At 72.1% G+C, this 17,444-nt stretch carries 18 protein-coding genes and 1 pseudogene; 12 read left to right on the top strand and 7 right to left on the bottom strand.

Features of this window, described 5'->3' with window-relative positions; all coding sequences use genetic code 11:
- Positions 1-26: 26 nt before the first annotated feature.
- The 10 genes and pseudogenes from ABGB08_RS29955 (at position 27) to ABGB08_RS30000 (ending at position 11,916) form a co-directional block, all read left to right on the top strand.
- Entirely contained in the window at positions 27-1,394 is a 1,368-nt protein-coding gene (locus ABGB08_RS29955) for a HAMP domain-containing sensor histidine kinase (RefSeq protein WP_347596626.1), read from the top strand.
- 145 nt (positions 1,395-1,539) lie between these two features.
- Positions 1,540-2,028 (top strand): 2Fe-2S iron-sulfur cluster-binding protein, encoded by a 489-nt coding sequence (locus ABGB08_RS29960; protein ID WP_347596629.1) that lies wholly within the window; start codon positions 1,540-1,542, stop codon positions 2,026-2,028.
- A pseudogene (locus tag ABGB08_RS29965) lies at positions 2,025-2,603 on the top strand (FAD binding domain-containing protein); the annotation flags it as partial. The gene ABGB08_RS29960 and the pseudogene ABGB08_RS29965, both read left to right, overlap by 4 nt.
- Before the next feature lie 20 nt (positions 2,604-2,623).
- Complete coding sequence (locus tag ABGB08_RS29970; RefSeq protein ID WP_347596632.1) at positions 2,624-3,172, top strand: molybdopterin cofactor-binding domain-containing protein; 549 nt, start codon at positions 2,624-2,626, stop codon at positions 3,170-3,172.
- A gap of 196 nt (positions 3,173-3,368) precedes the next feature.
- Positions 3,369-6,053: a class IV lanthionine synthetase LanL gene (gene lanL, locus ABGB08_RS29975; RefSeq protein WP_347596635.1), complete on the top strand. Its 2,685-nt coding sequence runs from the start codon at positions 3,369-3,371 to the stop codon at positions 6,051-6,053.
- Complete coding sequence (locus ABGB08_RS29980) at positions 6,053-7,726, top strand: prolyl oligopeptidase family serine peptidase (protein WP_347596638.1); 1,674 nt, start codon at positions 6,053-6,055, stop codon at positions 7,724-7,726. The genes lanL and ABGB08_RS29980 overlap by 1 nt, the downstream gene beginning before the upstream one ends.
- Before the next feature lie 51 nt (positions 7,727-7,777).
- Complete coding sequence (locus tag ABGB08_RS29985) at positions 7,778-7,936, top strand: hypothetical protein (RefSeq protein WP_344448479.1); 159 nt, start codon at positions 7,778-7,780, stop codon at positions 7,934-7,936.
- A gap of 270 nt (positions 7,937-8,206) precedes the next feature.
- A complete protein-coding gene (locus ABGB08_RS29990) occupies positions 8,207-8,338 on the top strand; it encodes an ALQxL family class IV lanthipeptide (protein WP_347596642.1) in 132 nt (43 codons plus the stop codon).
- Between the two features lie 60 nt (positions 8,339-8,398).
- On the top strand, positions 8,399-10,138 hold the full coding sequence (locus tag ABGB08_RS29995) for an ABC transporter ATP-binding protein (RefSeq protein ID WP_347596645.1): 1,740 nt from the start codon (positions 8,399-8,401) through the stop codon (positions 10,136-10,138).
- Positions 10,135-11,916, top strand: a complete 1,782-nt coding sequence (locus tag ABGB08_RS30000) for an ABC transporter ATP-binding protein (protein ID WP_347596648.1) — start codon at positions 10,135-10,137, stop codon at positions 11,914-11,916. Before ABGB08_RS29995 ends, ABGB08_RS30000 begins: the two co-directional genes overlap by 4 nt.
- 1 nt (position 11,917) lies before the next feature.
- On the opposite strand, the gene ABGB08_RS30005 is transcribed toward ABGB08_RS30000, so the two are convergent.
- The gene (locus tag ABGB08_RS30005; RefSeq protein WP_155358324.1) at positions 11,918-12,262 is read right to left on the bottom strand and encodes a helix-turn-helix domain-containing protein; all 345 of its coding nucleotides are present in this window, start codon (positions 12,260-12,262) and stop codon (positions 11,918-11,920) included.
- A 93-nt stretch (positions 12,263-12,355) separates the two neighbouring features.
- Between ABGB08_RS30005 and ABGB08_RS30010 the strand changes: the two genes are divergently transcribed.
- The gene (locus ABGB08_RS30010) at positions 12,356-13,450 is read left to right on the top strand and encodes an FAD-dependent oxidoreductase (RefSeq protein WP_347596651.1); all 1,095 of its coding nucleotides are present in this window, start codon (positions 12,356-12,358) and stop codon (positions 13,448-13,450) included.
- On the opposite strand, the gene ABGB08_RS30015 is transcribed toward ABGB08_RS30010, so the two are convergent.
- Positions 13,351-13,926: a creatininase family protein gene (locus ABGB08_RS30015; RefSeq protein WP_347596653.1), complete on the bottom strand. Its 576-nt coding sequence runs from the start codon at positions 13,924-13,926 to the stop codon at positions 13,351-13,353. The two genes, ABGB08_RS30010 and ABGB08_RS30015, sit on opposite strands and share 100 nt — an antisense overlap.
- 329 nt (positions 13,927-14,255) lie before the next feature.
- Between ABGB08_RS30015 and ABGB08_RS30020 the strand changes: the two genes are divergently transcribed.
- Positions 14,256-14,516: a hypothetical protein gene (locus ABGB08_RS30020; protein WP_347596655.1), complete on the top strand. Its 261-nt coding sequence runs from the start codon at positions 14,256-14,258 to the stop codon at positions 14,514-14,516.
- Here the strand turns inward: ABGB08_RS30020 and ABGB08_RS30025 are convergent.
- From ABGB08_RS30025 to ABGB08_RS30045, 5 genes are all read right to left on the bottom strand, one after another.
- Entirely contained in the window at positions 14,503-15,171 is a 669-nt protein-coding gene (locus ABGB08_RS30025) for a helix-turn-helix domain-containing protein (RefSeq protein ID WP_347596657.1), read from the bottom strand. The two genes, ABGB08_RS30020 and ABGB08_RS30025, sit on opposite strands and share 14 nt — an antisense overlap.
- The gene (locus tag ABGB08_RS30030) at positions 15,168-15,608 is read right to left on the bottom strand and encodes an ester cyclase (RefSeq protein ID WP_347596659.1); all 441 of its coding nucleotides are present in this window, start codon (positions 15,606-15,608) and stop codon (positions 15,168-15,170) included. The genes ABGB08_RS30025 and ABGB08_RS30030 overlap by 4 nt, the downstream gene beginning before the upstream one ends.
- Before the next feature lie 119 nt (positions 15,609-15,727).
- The gene (locus ABGB08_RS30035; RefSeq protein ID WP_347596661.1) at positions 15,728-16,168 is read right to left on the bottom strand and encodes an SRPBCC family protein; all 441 of its coding nucleotides are present in this window, start codon (positions 16,166-16,168) and stop codon (positions 15,728-15,730) included.
- Between the two features lie 45 nt (positions 16,169-16,213).
- Positions 16,214-17,092 carry an AraC family transcriptional regulator gene (locus tag ABGB08_RS30040; RefSeq protein WP_347596775.1) on the bottom strand — a complete coding sequence of 293 codons (879 nt, stop codon included), beginning with the start codon at positions 17,090-17,092 and terminating at the stop codon, positions 16,214-16,216.
- Positions 17,093-17,183: 91 nt separating this feature from the next.
- Complete coding sequence (locus ABGB08_RS30045) at positions 17,184-17,363, bottom strand: hypothetical protein (protein WP_347596778.1); 180 nt, start codon at positions 17,361-17,363, stop codon at positions 17,184-17,186.
- Positions 17,364-17,444 lie beyond the last annotated feature (81 nt).

Raw genomic sequence — 17,444 nt, forward strand, 5'->3', positions numbered from 1 at the left:
GGCATCCTCCTGGGAAGACGAATACGATGCCCGACCTGCAATCGATCCGCACTCGGACGACCCTGGCCGCGATCATGCTGAGCCTGCTCGTCTTGACGCTGCTAGGAGTCACCACCTCCGTGGCGATCCGCAGCACCAGCGAGAATTATGTGCTTGACCGGGCTGAGGAAGTGGCCGGCCAATGGGCGGCGCTGGCGCGCGTCAGCCCGCTGCCCGACCCGATCCCGGCCTCGGGCAAGGTCGATCTCATTCAGGCGGTGGACGCGGACGGGCGGATTCTGGCCGCCAGCCCGGCGGCACGGGAGCGGCCCGCGCTGCCCCACGTACGGCCCTCGGCGGACGACCGCGTCGAGCGGCTCCGCGACGGGAGTGTGGCCCTGGTGGCGATCCGCACCACCCCGGAACCGGACGCCTCGGTCGTGTTCGCGGGCCTGGAACTGCCTGCCTACCTGCGCGGGTACCTTCTGGAGTACACCCTCGGCGCGGCCGGGCTCCTCCTGGTGGGCCTGATCGGCTGGACCTCCTGGACCAGGATGGGGCAGACGCTGCGACCGGTCGCGGCGGTCCGGACCCAGCTCGCGCGGATCACCGTCAGCGACCTGAGCCTGCGGGTTCCGGTGCCGGACGGCAACGACGAGATCGCGATGCTCGTCCGCACCGCCAACCAGACCCTGGACCGGCTGGACGAGGCGGTCACCCAGCAGCGGCGCTTCGCCTCCACGACCGCGCACGAGCTGCGCAATCCGATCGCCGCCCTGCGCGCCGAGCTGGAGGACACCCTGGCGCATCCCGACGAGGTGGACCAGCTCGGCACCGTGCGTTCGGCGCTGTCGGTGACCGACCGCCTGGAGGCCATCGTCGGCGACCTGCTGGTCCTGGCCCACCTGCAGGCCGACGACCCGGCCCCCCGCGACCGGCTCGACCTGGGCGCCTTGGTGACCCAGGAGGCGACCCACACCGAGGGCATGCCGGTCACCGTCCGGGCCGAACCCGGCGTCTGGGTCTGCGGGTCGCGGATCCAGCTCATCCGGGTGCTCGGCAACCTCGTCGCCAACGCCCGCCGCCACGCCGAGACCGGCGTCGAGGTGTTCGTGAGTTCGGCCGGCGACCAGGCCGTCGTGGCGGTGTGCGACGACGGCGCCGGGATCGCCCCCGCCGACCGCGACCGCGTCTTCGAGCGGTTCGTCCGCCTGGCCGACGGCCGCCGCCGCGACTCCAGCGGCAGCGGCCTCGGCCTGGCCATCTCCCGCGACATCGCCCACGGCCACGGCGGAACACTGGAAATCGAGGACTCCCCACGCGGCGCCCGATTCGTCCTGCGCCTCCCGCATTCAGACCGCCAGCCGGCCGACTCCGGAGCCCCGGGTGGAGCCTCGGCGCGTTCGGGCGCCTGAGTGATCAGACGGTGGCGATGACGGCGTAGCGCTCGTCGTCGATGCGTGTCGGCCCGGGGCGGGCTGGGCGAAGATCTGACAAAGGGTTCGGCAGGGCGGCCGGTGGGCGGGTTGGGGTGTCAGGGCCTCGGGTAGGCGTGCCGTCATGGAGATCACCCTGCAGGTGAACGGCGCACGGCGGTCGATTGACGTGGACCCGCGTGTCTCGTTGCTCGACCTGCTGCGCGAGCGGCTGGGGCTGACCGGCTCGAAGAAGGGCTGCGATCACGGCCAGTGCGGCGCCTGCACGGTGCTGATCGACGGGCGGCGGGTCCTGGCCTGTCTGGCCTTGGCGGTCGCTCAGGACGGCGCGGAGATCACTACCGTCGAAGGGCTGGCCAGCGGTGAGCGGTTGCATCCGCTGCAGGCGGCCTTCATCGAGCATGACGCCTTCCAGTGTGGGTACTGCACGCCGGGCCAGCTCTGCTCGGCCGTCGGGATGCTGGCCGAGGGCGGGCCGAGCGCCGTCACCGAGGAGCTCGCGGGGGAGCCGGAGCTGACGGCCGAGGAGATCCGGGAGCGGATGAGCGGCAACCTGTGCCGGTGCGGCGCCTATCCGAACATCGTGACCGCGATAGCGGAGGTGGGCGCGTGAAGGCGTTCGAGTACGCCAGGGCCGCCGACCCGGCCGACGCGGTGGCGAGATTCCGGCCGGGCGCGATGTATCTCGGCGGCGGCACGAACCTGGTGGACCTCATGCGGCTCGGCGTCGTAGAGCCGGGCGCGCTGGTGGACGTGAGCCGGTTGCCGCTCGGGGGTGTCGAGCCGGACGGTGACGGGCTGCGGATCGGCGCGGCCGTGCGCAACAGCGAACTGGCGGCGCATCCGCTGGTGCGCGAGCGCTATCCGGTGCTGGCGCGGGCGGTGCTGGCGGGGGCGTCCGGGCAGGTGCGCAACATGGCGACCGTCGCCGGCAACCTGCTGCAGCGCACGCGCTGCCCGTACTTCCAGGATGTCTCGAAGCCGTGCAACAAGAGGCGGCCGGGATCCGGCTGCCCGGCGATCGGCGGCGACCACGCCAACCTCGCCGTGCTCGGCCACTCCCGCGCGTGCGTGGCCACGCACCCGTCCGACATGGCCGTGGCCCTGGCCGCGCTGGACGCCCGCGTGCACATCACCGGGCCCGGCGGCGACCGGGTCCTGGCGATGCCGGGGCTGCACCGGCTGCCGCCCCGGTCGCCGGCGGCTCCATGGGCACCGATTCCTGGGGCACGGCCGTCACCATGGCCTGCCAGGACCTGCTACGCGACGGCAAGCAGGGCTTCGCCGACACCACCGAGATCGTCAACGCCGACGCAGAACTGGCCAGGCACGCCTTCGGGGCGCAGTTCGCCGAGGTGCGCGTGGACGCCGACACAGGCGAGGTGCGGGTGTCCCGGCTGCTCGGCGTGTTCGCCGCCGGGCGCATCGTGGACGCGACGCTGGCCAGATCCCAGTTCGTCGGCGGCATGATCATGGGGATCGGCATGGCGCTGATGGAGCAGAGCGTCGTCGACCTGGAGTTCGGCGGCTTCACCAACCACGACCTGGCCCAGTACCACCTGCCGGTCAACGCCGACATCGAGCGGATCGAGGCCGTCTGGATCGACGAGGCCGACGGCGAGCTGAACCCGATGGGCACCAAGGGCATCGGCGAGATCGGCATCGTCGGCACCGCCGCCGCGGTCGCCAACGCCGTCTACCACGCGACCGGCCGGCGCGTCCGCGACCTGCCCATCACCCCGGCGAAGCTGCTCTAATATCACGATATGGTAACGGCCGCTGCGTGGCGGCGGCCTCCGTCCTGACCTGCGCGCACACGCATCCGCACCCGCCTGGCCGCCGGCCTCATCTCCGGCGGCGTGGCCGGTCGTGGAACGTCACGGAACTCCATGGAACGCCGTACATCACGGAACCGAAGAGATGCTTCGGCCGGGGGCGTTGGAGGACGGTCACGTGCGTGCTGATGGGGGAGGAGCCGACTCGCGGCTCCTGGTGGATATCGCCAGGTCCGTGCTGGCCAGGGAGACGACCGAGGCGTGGCAGGTCGAGCCGGGCGACTTCTGGTGCATGCTGACCCCGCCGGCGGAGATCCGGCTGGAGCAGGGCTGGAAGCTGCACGTGTCGGCCACCCAGCTGTCGGCCCCGATCGTGCTCGCCCGCGCCGCCGAGGTCCTGGTCAGGGACGGCTGCATGTTCAAGTTCGCCCGGGGCCTGGACCAGCTCGCCGACCTGATCTCCAGCAACATCGACCGGGGCAGCGGCGGCAAGTTCATCACCGCCTACCCCGCCGGCGACGAGCAGTTCCGCCGCCTGGCGGCCGAGCTGGACCGGGTGACCGACGGACTGCCGGGACCGGTGATCCTGTCCGACCGGCGGCTGCGGCCCGGCAGCCTCGTGCACTACCGCTTCGGCGTCTTCAACGCCAAGCCGGTGCTCACCAACGACGGCACGTACGAGTCGGTGATCGTCGGCCCGGACGGCGAGCGGCGCAAGGACGAGCGGCAGGCCTGGTACAGCCCGCCGCCGTGGGCCGAGTCGCCGCTGCCGGAACCCGAGCCTGCGCCCGGCCCGCCGTCGGCGGTCATGATCGGCGACCGTTTCGTGGTGCGCGAGGCCATCAGGCACTCCTACCGGGGCGGCGTCTACCGGGCCGTCGACCAGACCACCGGCGCCGAGGTCATCCTCAAGCAGGCCCGGCCGCACGTGATGGGCCTGCTGACCGGAACCGACGCGCGGGACACGCTCCGCCACGAGGCGGACATGCTCGACCGGCTCGCCCCGCTGGGCGCCACGCCCGCCAAGGTGGCCCTGCTGACCTACCAGGACAACATGTTCCTGGCCCAGGAGCTCGTGCCGGGCGTCACGCTGCGCGGCTGGACGTCGGAGCGGGTGGGGGTGTGGCAGGGTGCGGGCGCGCCGCTGGAGGAGGCCCTGGACCTGGCCGCCCAGCTCGTGGAGATCATGGCGGGGGTGCACGCGCAGGGCCTGGTGCTGCGGGACTTCAACCCGAACAACCTGATGGTCACGCCGAAGGGCACGCTGCGCCTGATCGACCTGGAGCTCGCGGTTCCCGACGGGTCGCTGGTGGTCAAGGCGTACACGCCGGGGTTCGGCGCGCCGGAGCAGGAGGCCGCGCCCCGGCTCGGCCGCTCGCCCTCGCAGCGGTCGGACCTGTACGGCCTGGGCGCGACGCTCATCCATCTGATCACCGCGGTGGACCCGCTGCTCCCCGCCGACCAGCCCGCCGCCCGGCCCCAGCAGGACCGGGTCGCCGAGCTCGTCGGCCTGCTCGGCGCGGACATGCCGGCCCTGCGGCGGCTCGCCCCGCTGGTGCTGGGCCTGATGAAGGACGACCCCGACGAGCGGTGGAGCCTGGACCAGGCCCGCGACTTCCTGGCCGCGCCGCCCGCCCACTCCGGCGAGCCCACGCCGATGGTCGCGCCGGACCGGCTCATCACCGACGGGCTCGACCACATCCTGGGGACGATGGCCCTGGACTCCCACCGGCTCTGGCCCGCCGGGGACTTCGGCTCGAAGGCCGACCCGTGCAACGTGCAGCACGGCGCGGGCGGGGTCCTGCAGGTGCTCACCCAGAGCGCGCGCACCCTCGGCGGCGACCGGCTCCGCGACGGCGTCGCGGCCGTGGCCGGCTGGGTGCGGCAGCGGCTCTTCGACACCCCCATCGTGCTGCCGGGACTGTATTTCGGCCGCTCCGGCACGGCCTGGGCGCTGCACGAGGCCGCGCGTTTCCTCGGCGACGACGAGATGGCCGCCCAGGCGGCCGAGATGGCCAGGCGGGTCCCGGTCGAGTGGCCCAACCACGACGTCTGCCACGGCGCCTCCGGCGCGGGCATGCTCCAGGCGCACCTGTGGCTCGCCACCGGCGAACCCGAATGGCGGGACCGGTTCCTCACGGCCGCCGACAGCGTCCTGCACTCCGCGCGGGAGCGGGCCGACGGCCACACCGTCTGGCCGATCCCGGAGACGTTCGACTCCGACCTGGCCGGGCTCGTGCACTACGGCTTCGCCCACGGCGTGGCCGGCGCGGGCACGTTCCTGCTGTACGCCTCGCTGGCCACCGGCCGCGCCGACTACCGGGCGGCGGCCCTGCGCGCGGCCGAGACCCTGATCGCCGAGGCGGACGTCGAAGGCGGGGCCGCCTGGTGGCGCACCGGCGAGGAGAGCGGCGACGCCAGGACCCGGATGCGGCACTGGTGCAGCGGCTCCTCCGGCGTCGGCACGTTCCTGATCCGCCTGTGGGCGGTGACCGGGGAGCAGCGGTTCCTGGACCTGGCCGAGGCGGCCGGGGAAGCGGTGCGCCAGGGCGCCTGGCACAGCGGCATGAGCGCCTGCCACGGGCTGGCCGGTGACGGCGACTACCTGCTCGACCTGGCCGACTTCACCGGCCAGGAGCGTTACCGCGACTGGGCCGCCGGTCTCGCGACCGCCATGTACGCCAGGAACACCCTGCGCGACGGCCTCCTGGTGGTTCCGGACGAATCCGGCACCGAGATCACCCCCGGCTACAACACCGGCCTGGGCGGCGCGGTGGCGTTCCTGCTCCGGCTCCGCCACGGCGGGCCCCGGTGGTGGATGCTCGACGAGCTGCTGACCCGCACGCCGGTGGGAGCGCCCTGATGGCCGCCACCGCGCGCATCAGCTTCGCCTTCGCCGGGGACGCGAGCCACGCCGCCTGCCTGACCGGCGGGGACGACGGCCGGCTGAACGTGGAGTCGTGGCGCTTCACCCCGTCGGGGGCCGAGCGCCGGGTGCTCCCCACCAGCCAGGGCGAGAGCACCTGGACCCAGCTGCTCTGCCGCCCGGACGGCGGGGTCGTCCTGACCCGGCCGGGTCCGGGGTTCCACCGGCTGGTGCTGGCGACCCCGTCCGGCGAGCGGCCGCTGGCCACCATCCCCAGCCCGGCGGTACGGCTGGTCGCCAGTCCCGGCGAGCAGGAGCTGGCGCTGGCCTTCGCCCGCACCGGCGACGGAGACACGGCGATCTGGCGGGTGCTGGACGGGGACCTGGAGAAGGTGGCCGAGCTCCCCGGCGTCGTGACCGGCGGGCACCGGCTCGGCGCTCACCTGCTCGGCCTCACCCACCACCACGGGGACGCGCCCACGCCGATCGAGCTGGACCTCCGCTCCGGATCATTCCAGCCCATCGCCGGAACCTCCCCGGGCCAGCACCTGCTGCTCAGCGGGCGGCGCCTGCTCCTGGTGGGAACCGTGGACGGCCGATTACGGCTCGGCCACGCGCTCCCCGGCGAGCCGCCGGCGTTCCCCGGCGTCCTGGACACGATCGAGGGCCTGGTCGCGCCGATGGCCGTCTCGATCGAGGACTTCGCGCTCCGGGTGGATCGCGGCACCCGCTCGCACCTGGTCGTCTACACCCCCGGCGAGGAGCGGATCCGCCCCGTCGCCACGCCGCCCGGCATCATCCACAACGTCAGCGCCTGGGGCCCGGGCGGCCTGCGCTTCCCGTTCTCCGCGCCGGCCCAGCCCGGCGGGATCGCCACCGTCGACCCCGCGACCGGCTCCTGGGAGCTGGCCGCCGACGGCGAGGGCGACTGGGCCGACGCCGAGGTCCACGAGTTCGCCGGGCCAGCGGGCCCGATCGAGGCGGTCGTGTACGGCGACTGGCGGCGCGCCCGGCACCTGGTGATCTCCCTGCACGGCGGCCCGGAAGCGGCGGCCCAGCTGAACTTCGACCCGTTCCCGCAACGGCTGGCCGCGGCCGGGATCGCCGTCGTCGCCCCCAACTACCGGGGCAGCACCGGCTACGGCCAGGAGCACCAGCAGGCGCTGCAGGGCGCGTGGGGCGGGCCCGACCTCGACGACATCCGGCATCTCGGGCGTCTGCTGGCCGCCGAGGGCCGCACGCTGATGCTGCACGGCACCAGCTACGGCGCCTTCCTGGGCCTGCTGGCCGCCGCGGCCGACCCCTGGCTGTGGTCCCGCTGCGTCGCGGTCGCGCCGTTCGTGTCGGGGCCGAGCCTCTACCAGGAGGGTTCGCCCGCCGTACAGGCGCTGATCGAGCGGCTCGGCGGGCGCGAGGTCATCGACGACGCGCTCGGCCCCCGCGACCTGACCCTGCTCGCGCCTCGCATCACCGCCCGGCTGATGGTCGTCCACGGCCGGAACGACGAGGTGATCCCGGTCGGCCAGTCCCGGCTGCTGCGGGACTGCCTGCTGCGGGCGGGCCGCGAACTCGACTACGTGGAACCGCCGACCGGCGGCCACGATCCGACCTACGGCGAACAGGGACCCGAGCTGATCGACCGGCTCGTGCGGTTTCTCCTGGCGCCGTGAACTCCGCGCGGGCGACCCGCCCGCGGCGGCCGTACGGCAAAACGAAAGGAGGTGAAATTCGACATGGAATTCGACATCCGCGCTCTGGAACTCATGCCGGCCGAGGCCGAAGGGCTGCGTCCGTGCAGCACTCTTATTTCGTGCTTGTGGACCTGTTTCCCGAAGGTCAGCTGCACGAGCACGTGCACCAAGACCGTCTGGACCGAATAGAACGAGAATTCGGGGCTCGTTCTCTTCGAAAATTGAATGTGAAAGGGGGGTAAAAATATGTCTGTCGACATCGGTGCGCTTGAGCTTCTCCCGGTCGAGGCCGTGGAGCTCAGGATGTGCGGTTGGCTGATCACGTGTGGCATCACCTGCGGGGATGCGACGTGTGAAGTCACCTGCGACATCACCCGCCAGGTGCCATAGGGATCGATCTCGGCGCGGGGCGGGCCACCGGGCCCGCCCCGTGTCATCGCGATGACAGGGGAGTCCTCAATGACCGTTGACGTCAACGCGCTGGAACTCCTTCCGGCGGAGCAAAAAGGGCTGCGCAGGTGCGAGCTCAGCTGCGGCCTGGTTTCGTGCGTCCTCAAGACGTGCGTGGCCGCCACCAAAATAGAGGTTTAACGAGAATCCGTGGAGTGGACCCGCGCGGTCCACTCCATATTCACTGATCGAGAGGCCGGAATGTCCAGCGACAATGGTGTGCTCCGCTCCCGGGAGGTGGACACACCCGCCCGCCTGCTGCTCTTCTCGGTGCGGCGTGCGCCGGGGTGGACCGCCGCGCTGGTGCTGTCCAGCGTGGCGGGCACCGCGACGGTCCTGCTCCTGCCCGCCGCGCTGGCCGCGGCGGTCGACGCCGCCCTGGCCGGTTCCGGGCTCGCCCCCGCGCTGGTCTGGCTGGGCGTCCTGCTCGGTACGGCGCTGCTGACCGAGATGCTGGACACCTGGGCGAGCACCGCGGGGGCGACCGCCGTGGAGCTGTCGCTGCGCCGGGGACTGGTCCAGCGCGTGCTCAGGGCGGGCGTGCCCAGCCAGCGCAGGTTTCCCGCGGGCGACCTGAGCAGCCGGCTGGTGTCCGGGACCTCCGAGGCGTCCGGGCTGGTGGCGACCGTGCTCTCGATCGCCGACGCGGTGGTGGCCGCCGTCGGCGGCCTGGTGGCGCTGGTGCTGATCGACTGGACGCTGGCGCTGTCCTTCGTCGTGTCCGTGCCGGTGGCGGCCGTGATCATCCGGCGGTTCATGTCGGAGGCGACCGAGCTGCTGACGCGCTACCAGGAACTGCAGGGGTCGCTGTCGGCGCGGCTGGTGGAGGCGATGTCCGGCGCCCGGACGATCCGGGCGAGCGGGACGCTGGACCGCGAAGTGGAGCGGGTGCTGGAGCCGCTGCCCGAGCTGAGCGCGGCCGGTCTGGCGACCTGGGACGCCCAGCGGCGCACGGTGTGGAAGGTGATGCTGCTGGCTCCGCTCGTGGAGGTCACCGTGCTGGCCGTCGCCGGGGTGGGGGTGGCCGACGGGCGGATCACCGCCGGTTCCTGGATCGCGGTGGCCGGATATGTCGGGATCGCTTTGGGTTTGCTCAACGTGGTGGACACGTTGATGGGCTTCGCGCACGTACGCGCGGGAACGGCCCGGCTGGCGGAGGTGCTGGTTCTGCCGGACGGCCCGGGGGGAACCCTGCCGCTTCCGGACGGCCCCGGCGCGCTCGCCTTCCGCGGGGTGACCGTGCGCGCCGACGAGGACGTCGTGCTGGACGGGCTCGACCTGGACATTCCCGCGGGGCTCGCCGTCGCCATCGTCGGCAGGTCGGGAGCCGGGAAGTCCACGCTCGCGGCCCTCGCCGGCGGCCTCATCGCCCCCGACCAGGGCCAGGTCCTGCTGGACGGCGCGCCGGTCGCCGACCTGCGGCCCGACCAGCTGCGCCGCGCGGTCGCCTACGCCTTCGAGCGGCCCGCGCTGCTCGGCGAGACCGTGCACGACACGATCGCCTACGGCAGCGGGGACATCAGCCGCGAACTGGTCGAACTGGCGGCGGTCCTGGCCTCGGCCGATGGTTTCATCCGGCGGCTGCCCCAGGGGTACGACACCCCGCTGGACCAGGCGCCGCTGTCCGGTGGTGAAGTCCAGCGGCTCGGCCTGGCCAGGGCCGTGACCGGGGAACGCCGCGTGCTGATCCTCGACGACGCCACCTCCAGCCTGGACACCGCCACCGAAGCCGAGGTGAGCGCGACGCTGGCCGGGCTGCTCGCGGGCCGTACCAGAATCCTGGTCGCCCACCGCGCCGGCACCGCCGCGCGCGCCGACCTGGTCGTCTGGATCGAGCAGGGGCGGGTGCGGGCCGTCGGCCCGCACGACCGCCTCAACCAGGACCCGGACTACCGCGCGCTGTTCGCCACGACGGACGATCTGACCAGGGAACCGGCATGAAGACCGTGAGCAAGGCCGGGTGGCGGCTGCTCACCCGCGAGCTGGCCCAGCGGCGGCGGGCGCTGGCCTTCCTGGGCGCCTGGTCGGTGCTGGAGTCGCTGCCCGCGCTGTTCTCCGGCCTGGCCGTGGCCGCCGCGCTGGACCAGGGTTTCCTGGCCGGGCGCCCGGGGATCGGCCTGGCCTGGCTGGGCGCGCTCGGGCTGGCGATGGTGCTGCAGTCGCTGGCGACCCGCAACACCTTCCCGTGGCTGGCCCGCATCGTCGAGCCGATCCGCGACGCGCTCGTCCGCACCGTGGTCGAGGCGGCGTTACGCCGGGCCGTGGACGGCGAGGAGGGCGCCGACGGTTCCGTGGTGTCCCGCCTGGGGCGGCAGGCCGAAACCGTGCGCAACCTGGTCGCCGCGCTGCTGCGCACGCTCCGGCCGACGCTCGCGTCGATGGTCCTGGCCCTGGTGGGGCTCTTCGCCCTCGCGCCGATCGTGGCGGCCATCGTCACGCCGCTGGTCCTGCTGAGCCTCGGGCTGTTCGCCTGGCTGACCCGCGCGCTGGCCGCCCGCCAGCGGGAGATGATCCTCGCGGGCGAGCGGGTGACCCGGGTGGCCACCGACATCTTCGACGGCCTGCGCGACGTGGTGGCGGGCGGCGCCGTCGACACCGCCCGCGAGACGGCCGACCGAGCCCTGCGCACGGAGGCCCGCGCCCGCCTGGTCCTGGCCAGGACCTCCTCCCTGCGCACCCTGATCATGGCGCTGGGCGGGGGCGTGCCGGTGCTCCTGATCCTGCTGCTCTCGCCCTGGCTGCTGCGGCCCGGCCGGATGACCCCCGGCGAGCTCGTCGGCGCCACCACCTACCTGGTCAGCACCCTGGATCCCGCGCTGCGCTCCCTCACCGGGACCATCGCGTCCTGGGGCCGCCAGCTGGGTGTGCTCCTCCACCGGATCGCCGAAACGAGCGCGCCCTCCGACGTCACCGCGCCCCGCCGTGACATTCGCCCCGTCTCCTACGACCTGACCGTGACGGGCCTGACCTTCGCGTACGGCCCGAAGGCGGACCCGGTGATCGACGACCTGACCCTGCGCATCCCCGCCGGGCGCCACCTGGCCGTCGTCGGCCCCAGCGGAACCGGCAAATCCACCCTCGCCATGCTGCTCGCCGGCCTCGCGACCCCGCAGTCCGGGGAGGTACGGCTCGGCGGCGTGCCCGTCACGCACGTGCGCGTCGCCGAGATCGCCCTGATCCCGCAGGAGGCGTACGTCTTCTCCGGCTCCCTGCACGAGAACCTCACCTACCTGAGCCCGGACACCACGCGGCCCGAGCTCGACCGGGCCGTGGCCGCGCTCGGCATGGGGGAGCTGGTGAGACGCCTCGGCGGCTATTCGGCCCGGCTCGGCGTCGGCGGGCCGGCCCTGTCCGCCGGGGAACGCCAGCACATCTCGCTCGCCCGCGTCTACCTCTCGCCCGCCAAGGTGATCGTCCTGGACGAGGCGACCTGCCACCTTGACGCCGCCGCCGAAGCCCGGGCGGAGGAGGCCTTCGCCGCCACCGGCCGCACCCTGATCGTGATCGCGCACCGGATCAGCTCGGCCCGCCGCGCCGACCGCGTCCTGCTGCTGGACGGCACGTCCGCCCAGCTGGGCTCGCACGACAACCTCCTGATCAGGTCGGCCCGCTACACCGACCTGGTCGGGAACTGGGACCACCAGACCACACCCGTCTACCCGCACGTCTGGTGGTTCCCGATCGTCCCGTCGATCAGCCCGCGCGGCGCGTCCAGGTGACTTAGGCCGGGAGGTGCTCCTGGGCCCACCGGGAGATCTGGTCGAGGGCGGGCATGAGGGCCAGGCCGCTCATGGTCAGCGCGTACGACACCGTGACCGGGGGTCCCTCGTCCACGGTGCGGGTGATGAGACCCGCCTCGGCCAGTTCGGACAGGCGGTCGGAGAGCACCGAGTCGCTCACGCCGGCGATCGCGCGGGAGAGCTCCCGGAATCCGGCGGGGCCGCTGCGCAGGCTGCCGAGCACGATGCCGCTCCACCGCTTCCCGAGCAGGGTGAACGCACGCGTCAGGGCGGCATCGCCACGAACACACTCGCTGACCGCGGTGCTCGAAGGCAGCTTGGGCATGGGTCCATACTAGCCCACCCTCGGAGTCGCTAGCTTTTTGCTAGTTGCTAGTATCCTCATCGCCACATCTCAATTGCGAGTGAGGATGGATAGATGATCGACAACTCTGAGACCCGCCCGAGCGTCGTTGTGCTCGGTGGTGGATATGCCGGGTTCAAGCTCGCCAAGGCGCTGGACGACATCGCCGACGTGACGCTCGTCGACCCCTCCGACACGTTCATGCACAACGCCGCGTCCTGGCGCACCCTGGTCGAGCCGGACTGGCTGGACCGGATCTTCCTGCCCCTGGACCGGCTGCTGAAGCACGGGCGCTTCGTCCGCGACCAGGCCGTGGCCGTGGACGGGCGGCAGGTCACGCTCGCCTCGGGCGCGCGGCTCGAACCCGACTACCTGGTCCTGGCGACCGGCTCGTCCTACCCGTTCCCGGCCAAGAGCGACGTGCCGGACGCGGAGCGGACCCGGGCCAAGATCAGGGACGCGCACGAGGCCCTGCGCGGCGCCGAGCGTGTGCTCGTGGTCGGCGCGGGACCCGCCGGTCTCGAACTCGCCGGCGAGATCAAGGCGTTCTTCCCCGCCAAGCACGTCACCATCGCCGACGTCGCCCCCGACGTCATGCCGGGCCCGTTCGAGCAGGAGCTCCGCGACGAGCTGCGCGCCCAGCTCGACCAGCTGGGCATCGAGCTCAAGCTCGGCAGCCCGCTGAACGAGCTGCCGGCCGCGGCGCCCGCCACCCCCGCCTCGATCGCGATCACCACCCAGGCGGGCGACGAGCTCACCGCCGACATCTGGTTCCGCTGCTTCGGCGTCGTCCCGCGGACCGGCTACCTGACCGGCGCGCTGGCCGGGGCGCGGAACAGGCGCGGCTACGTCCGCGTCGACAAGTTCCTGCGGGCCGGCGGCCTGGACCGCGTGTACGCCATCGGCGACATCGCCGACGCCGACCGCGACACCGTGGGCTCGGCCAACGCGCAGGCCGACCTGGTGGCGGGCAACATCCGCAGCGAGATCACCGGAGCTGGGGAGCAGGCCGCCTACCAGCAGGTGCCGCCCATGGTCATCGTGCCGCTGGGCCCCGAGGGCGGCGCCGGTCAGCTCCCCGGCCAGGGCGTCTTCGGCGCCGAGACGGCCGCCGGCATCAAGGGCAGGGAGCTGTTCGTGGACGTGTACGCCGGGATGTTCGACGCCTGACCCTCGTTGAGGCGCGTCAGCACGGCGCGGAACCTGCCGACCAGTGCCTTCTCGGTGGTCTCTTGGGAGGTCGACCGGTGCGCGGCGGCCCAGTCGTCGCCGGTGGGGAACAGCGCCAGCCGCATGCCGCCCGCGTTCGCCTCCCGGACGACGTCGGCCAGCGCGCGCTGGTCGGCGTCGGCGCTCACCATCACCAGCGCCGTGATCTCGCCTCGCGCCACCGACGAGTAGATGCCGCTGAGCAGCGCGGAGAGGGTTCGCGAGATCGTTCCCGGCCCGTCGTGGGGGCCGAAGATGGTCACCGGCGGCAGTACGACGAGCGGGAAGTTGCGGGACAGCTCCGCGGCGATCGCGCACGCCATCGGGGTGTCACTGGCCTCCGCCTGGTGGCCGTCCTGACCGGCCCGGCCCACGGGTAAGACCGCGACGGTGGCGGTCCCGGCAGGCGCGTCGTATCGCGAGACGAGGCGATTCACGAGGGTTACGACCTCCCGGGTGGGGTTTGTGGTGTGGCGAGCCGGGCTCGCCACACCACCTCGTTCAGCGGGGTCCGGGGATCGCGGCGATCGTGGTCGCGTATGAATGTCGCCGCGCCCGGGTGAAGCAGGAAGGTCTTCCGTTGCTCATTTTGAAGACATGTCACGAAATGTGTCAATGATATTCAGAAATATTTCGTCCCAATTAACCGCTTAAGTCGGCACTGGCCAGTATTAACGTGGCCAAACTCCGCCGAAAGATTTCTGTTCATCAAGTTGACCCACGATCGGGACTCGTACCCCTGATCGCGGCGAGGTCGCTCGGCTTCGTGACATGCCCGCTGTTCGCCGACGCCGAAACGGCGATGTTCGGCGGGGATCCACCGATATACGTACGTCATGGAGACGAGCACCGCACCGGAAGATCCCCTCGTCACCCTGCTGCGCCAGGGGTCACCTGGTTCCTCGGCTCGCTGGCCGGGGTGTTCAAGGGCGAGCCGTTCACGGCGCGGGTGCGATACACGCGCACCTGGATCCACACCGGCGAGCACGGCTGGCGGCTGGTCGCCGCGCACGTCAGCTCCGGGTGATCGGCGGGCCGAGCAGGGTGTCGGCCATGGTCTCGGCCAGCCAGGCCTCCCATCGGTCGACGCTCCAGCCGCGCCGCCGTACCAGCCGGTTGACCAGGTCGGGCGCGGTGAACGTCCACAGGATGTCGGCGGCCTCCTCGGGCGAGAGCCCGGGCTTGAGCCCGAACTTGTCCGCGATGTGGCGGGCGACGCCGGCGGTTCCGATGGCCCGTTCCTGTTCCATGGTGTCCACGACGCGGCGCACCTCGCGGTCGCCGGCGGCGCCCTCGGAGATCAGGATCGGCAGCAGCGATCCCACCCGGTCGTAGATCTCGCGGCCCATCCGGGCGTACAGGGCCAGGCAGGTCCGCCCGTCCGGCGCCGATCGCATGGCCTGCGCCGTGGGCCGGTCGATCATCGGCAGCGGGTCGGTGTCGCCGGCCAGCATCATGTCGTAGACGGCCTTCAGCACCGCCGCCTTGCCGCCGACGGTGTTGTAGACCGTCTGCACGCTCACGGCGGCCCGGGCGGCGATCGCGTCCACGGTCGTGCCCGTGTAGCCGCGGCGCAGGAACAGCGCCCGCGCCGCCTCCAGGACCCGCTGGCGGGTGGCGCGGCTCTGCTCCGCGCGCACGGCGCTGGAATAGGGTCCCCGGCCACCCACCGATCCGCTCACGCTGTCAGGATGCCATCGATCGCGGGCGGCGCGGGCGGGGTCAGCGCGCCGACCTGCCAGAGCACGCTGAGCTCGTCGCGCACGCCCCAGTGCTCGACCAGCAGCCCGTCCCGCTCCCGATAGAGGTGCATGGTGGGCATGGCGTACGGCTTGCCGGTGGCCGGGAAGCCGAGATGGTCGGTGTTGTGCACCCCGTGCGCGGTGGCGCGGATCGCCACCATGTCGTCCTTGGCGACGATCTCGTGCACCTCGTAGCGGATCTTCAGCGTGTCGTGCAGCCAGCGCAGCGTGGCGCCGTACGCGGCCCGGCCCCTCGGCACCCACGGCGGCGCGCCGTGGTCGGCGAAGTCCTCGCTGACGAGCGCGTCCAGCCGCGCGATCTCCCCGGTGTGCAGCACATCGAGCACGTCCCAGGCGAGCTTCTCTACGGTGATCATGGTGGTTCCCCATCCGGTGAATGAATTCGGTAGAACCACGTTCCAGCGATCCAGTCGCGGACGGCAAGGAAATTGGAACGATCGGCAGCGCCGTTCCAGCCAACAACCGGGGCTTCTGCTCAGCGGGGACGCCCGCTGCTGCCCGCTTCGGCGACCGCCCGGAAATCCGCCAGCTGCCGGCTGTCGGTGCGGCGTATGGCGGTGCGGATCAATGGGCCGAGCAGTGACCAGGGGAACCCCCTGACCTCGACGTCCGCGGTCAGGCGGGCACGTGTGCGGTCTCCAGCCGCCTCCAGCAGGTACGAATACCGTGCCGTCACGTTGCCCTGTTCGGAGGTGAGCGTCAGGGAGCGGCCGGGCTCCAGAGCGGATATGCCGCTCTCTCGGGTTTTGCCGCGAGCTCGGAAGACGAGGGTGGCGCCCACCTCCGTACCCGGGTCGGCGTGCATGGATTCCACGCCCTTCATCCAACGCGGAGCGCGCTCCCAGTCGGTGAGCTCGCGCCACACCTCGGCGATGGGACGATCGATGACGGTGCTGACCTCGAATGCGCGCTTCATGCGGCCAGCATTCTCGCGCGGGCGGCGCCCCCACTTGTACGGAATTCACATCTCAGGCACGAAACCCGGCTCATGCTGAGCGAACACGGCACGCTGGGCGGCCACGTAACCGGACGGGGTGACACCCGTGTGACGCTTGAAGTCCCGGATGAAATGGCTCTGGTCGAACCATCCCCAGGCCGTGGCGAGGTCGGCCCAGTTCAGTTCGGCGTGGATGTCGATGCTTTCGAGCAGCCTGCGAAGGCGCAGAATCCGGCTGAGCGCACGCGGCGTGAGGCCGACCGTCCGCACGAATTCGCGGTCCAGATGCGCATGGGTGACCCCCAGCTCGTGGGCCAGCTCCGAAATCCGCCGCAGGGGATTCTCCTCCAGCGCGGCCACCGCGGCGGCGCACCGCTGCCACCCGTTCTCCGCCGGCCCCAGCCCGAGAACCAGCGTCTCCTCGGTCATGTCCAGGCACGCGAAGGGGTCACTCTCCCCGAGCAGCGCCGCGCGCAGCGATCCCGCGGCGGCCCAGTTCTCCATCAGGTCGACCACCCGCCCCCGCAGCGGGGCAGGCCCCACGCCGAAGAGCGCCCGGCAGCCGACCGCCGAGGAGACGATCCCCACCGCCAGGGTCTCCGCCGTCGGCGCGTTGATCACCGGACCGACATGGGGTCCCGCCAGCCAGCCACGCTCGGCGAGAAAAGGCACGCCCGCCCCGTTCCGCGGCACCTGCAGGATGGCCGGACCCAGCACGAGCACCGCCACGGTGGAGCCCGTCGGAGCGATGCGTTCCCGCGAGTACGTGATCCGCCCGCGAGCGAACCAGATCGACTCGGCGAACGGTTCGAGCGGCGGACCGGGTTTCCTTATCTCGAACTCGAACTCCACGACGACTCCCGTACCGATAAGCGACCACCGTGACGGCCGGGGCCCCGTCATATTCAACCGGCTCGCAGGGGATCGTGTGGCGGCGGCCGACGTGACGTTGTCTGGCGGCGCGAGTCGGCCGGCGGCAGGCGTACGACACGACTTATCTCGAACTCGAACTCCACGACGTGAAACGTTCGGCGAACGCGGCTCGGTTGACAGAGTCGGGTGAACGGTCCCAGACCGCGAACACCACCCGTTCGAACACGGTTGAGAATGCGCCGCCCGCGGTGAGATGGGTGTGGAATGCGTCGGCGACCTGGCGCGGATCGTTGCGGAACACCCCGCAGCCCCAGGCGCCGAGGACCAGTTGGCGCGCGCGCCGTGGTGGGCGGCCACGGCCAGTACGCGTTCCGCGCGCTGG

This window comes from Acrocarpospora sp. B8E8 (assembly GCF_039871605.1).
GTDB lineage: Bacteria > Actinomycetota > Actinomycetes > Streptosporangiales > Streptosporangiaceae > Acrocarpospora > Acrocarpospora macrocephala.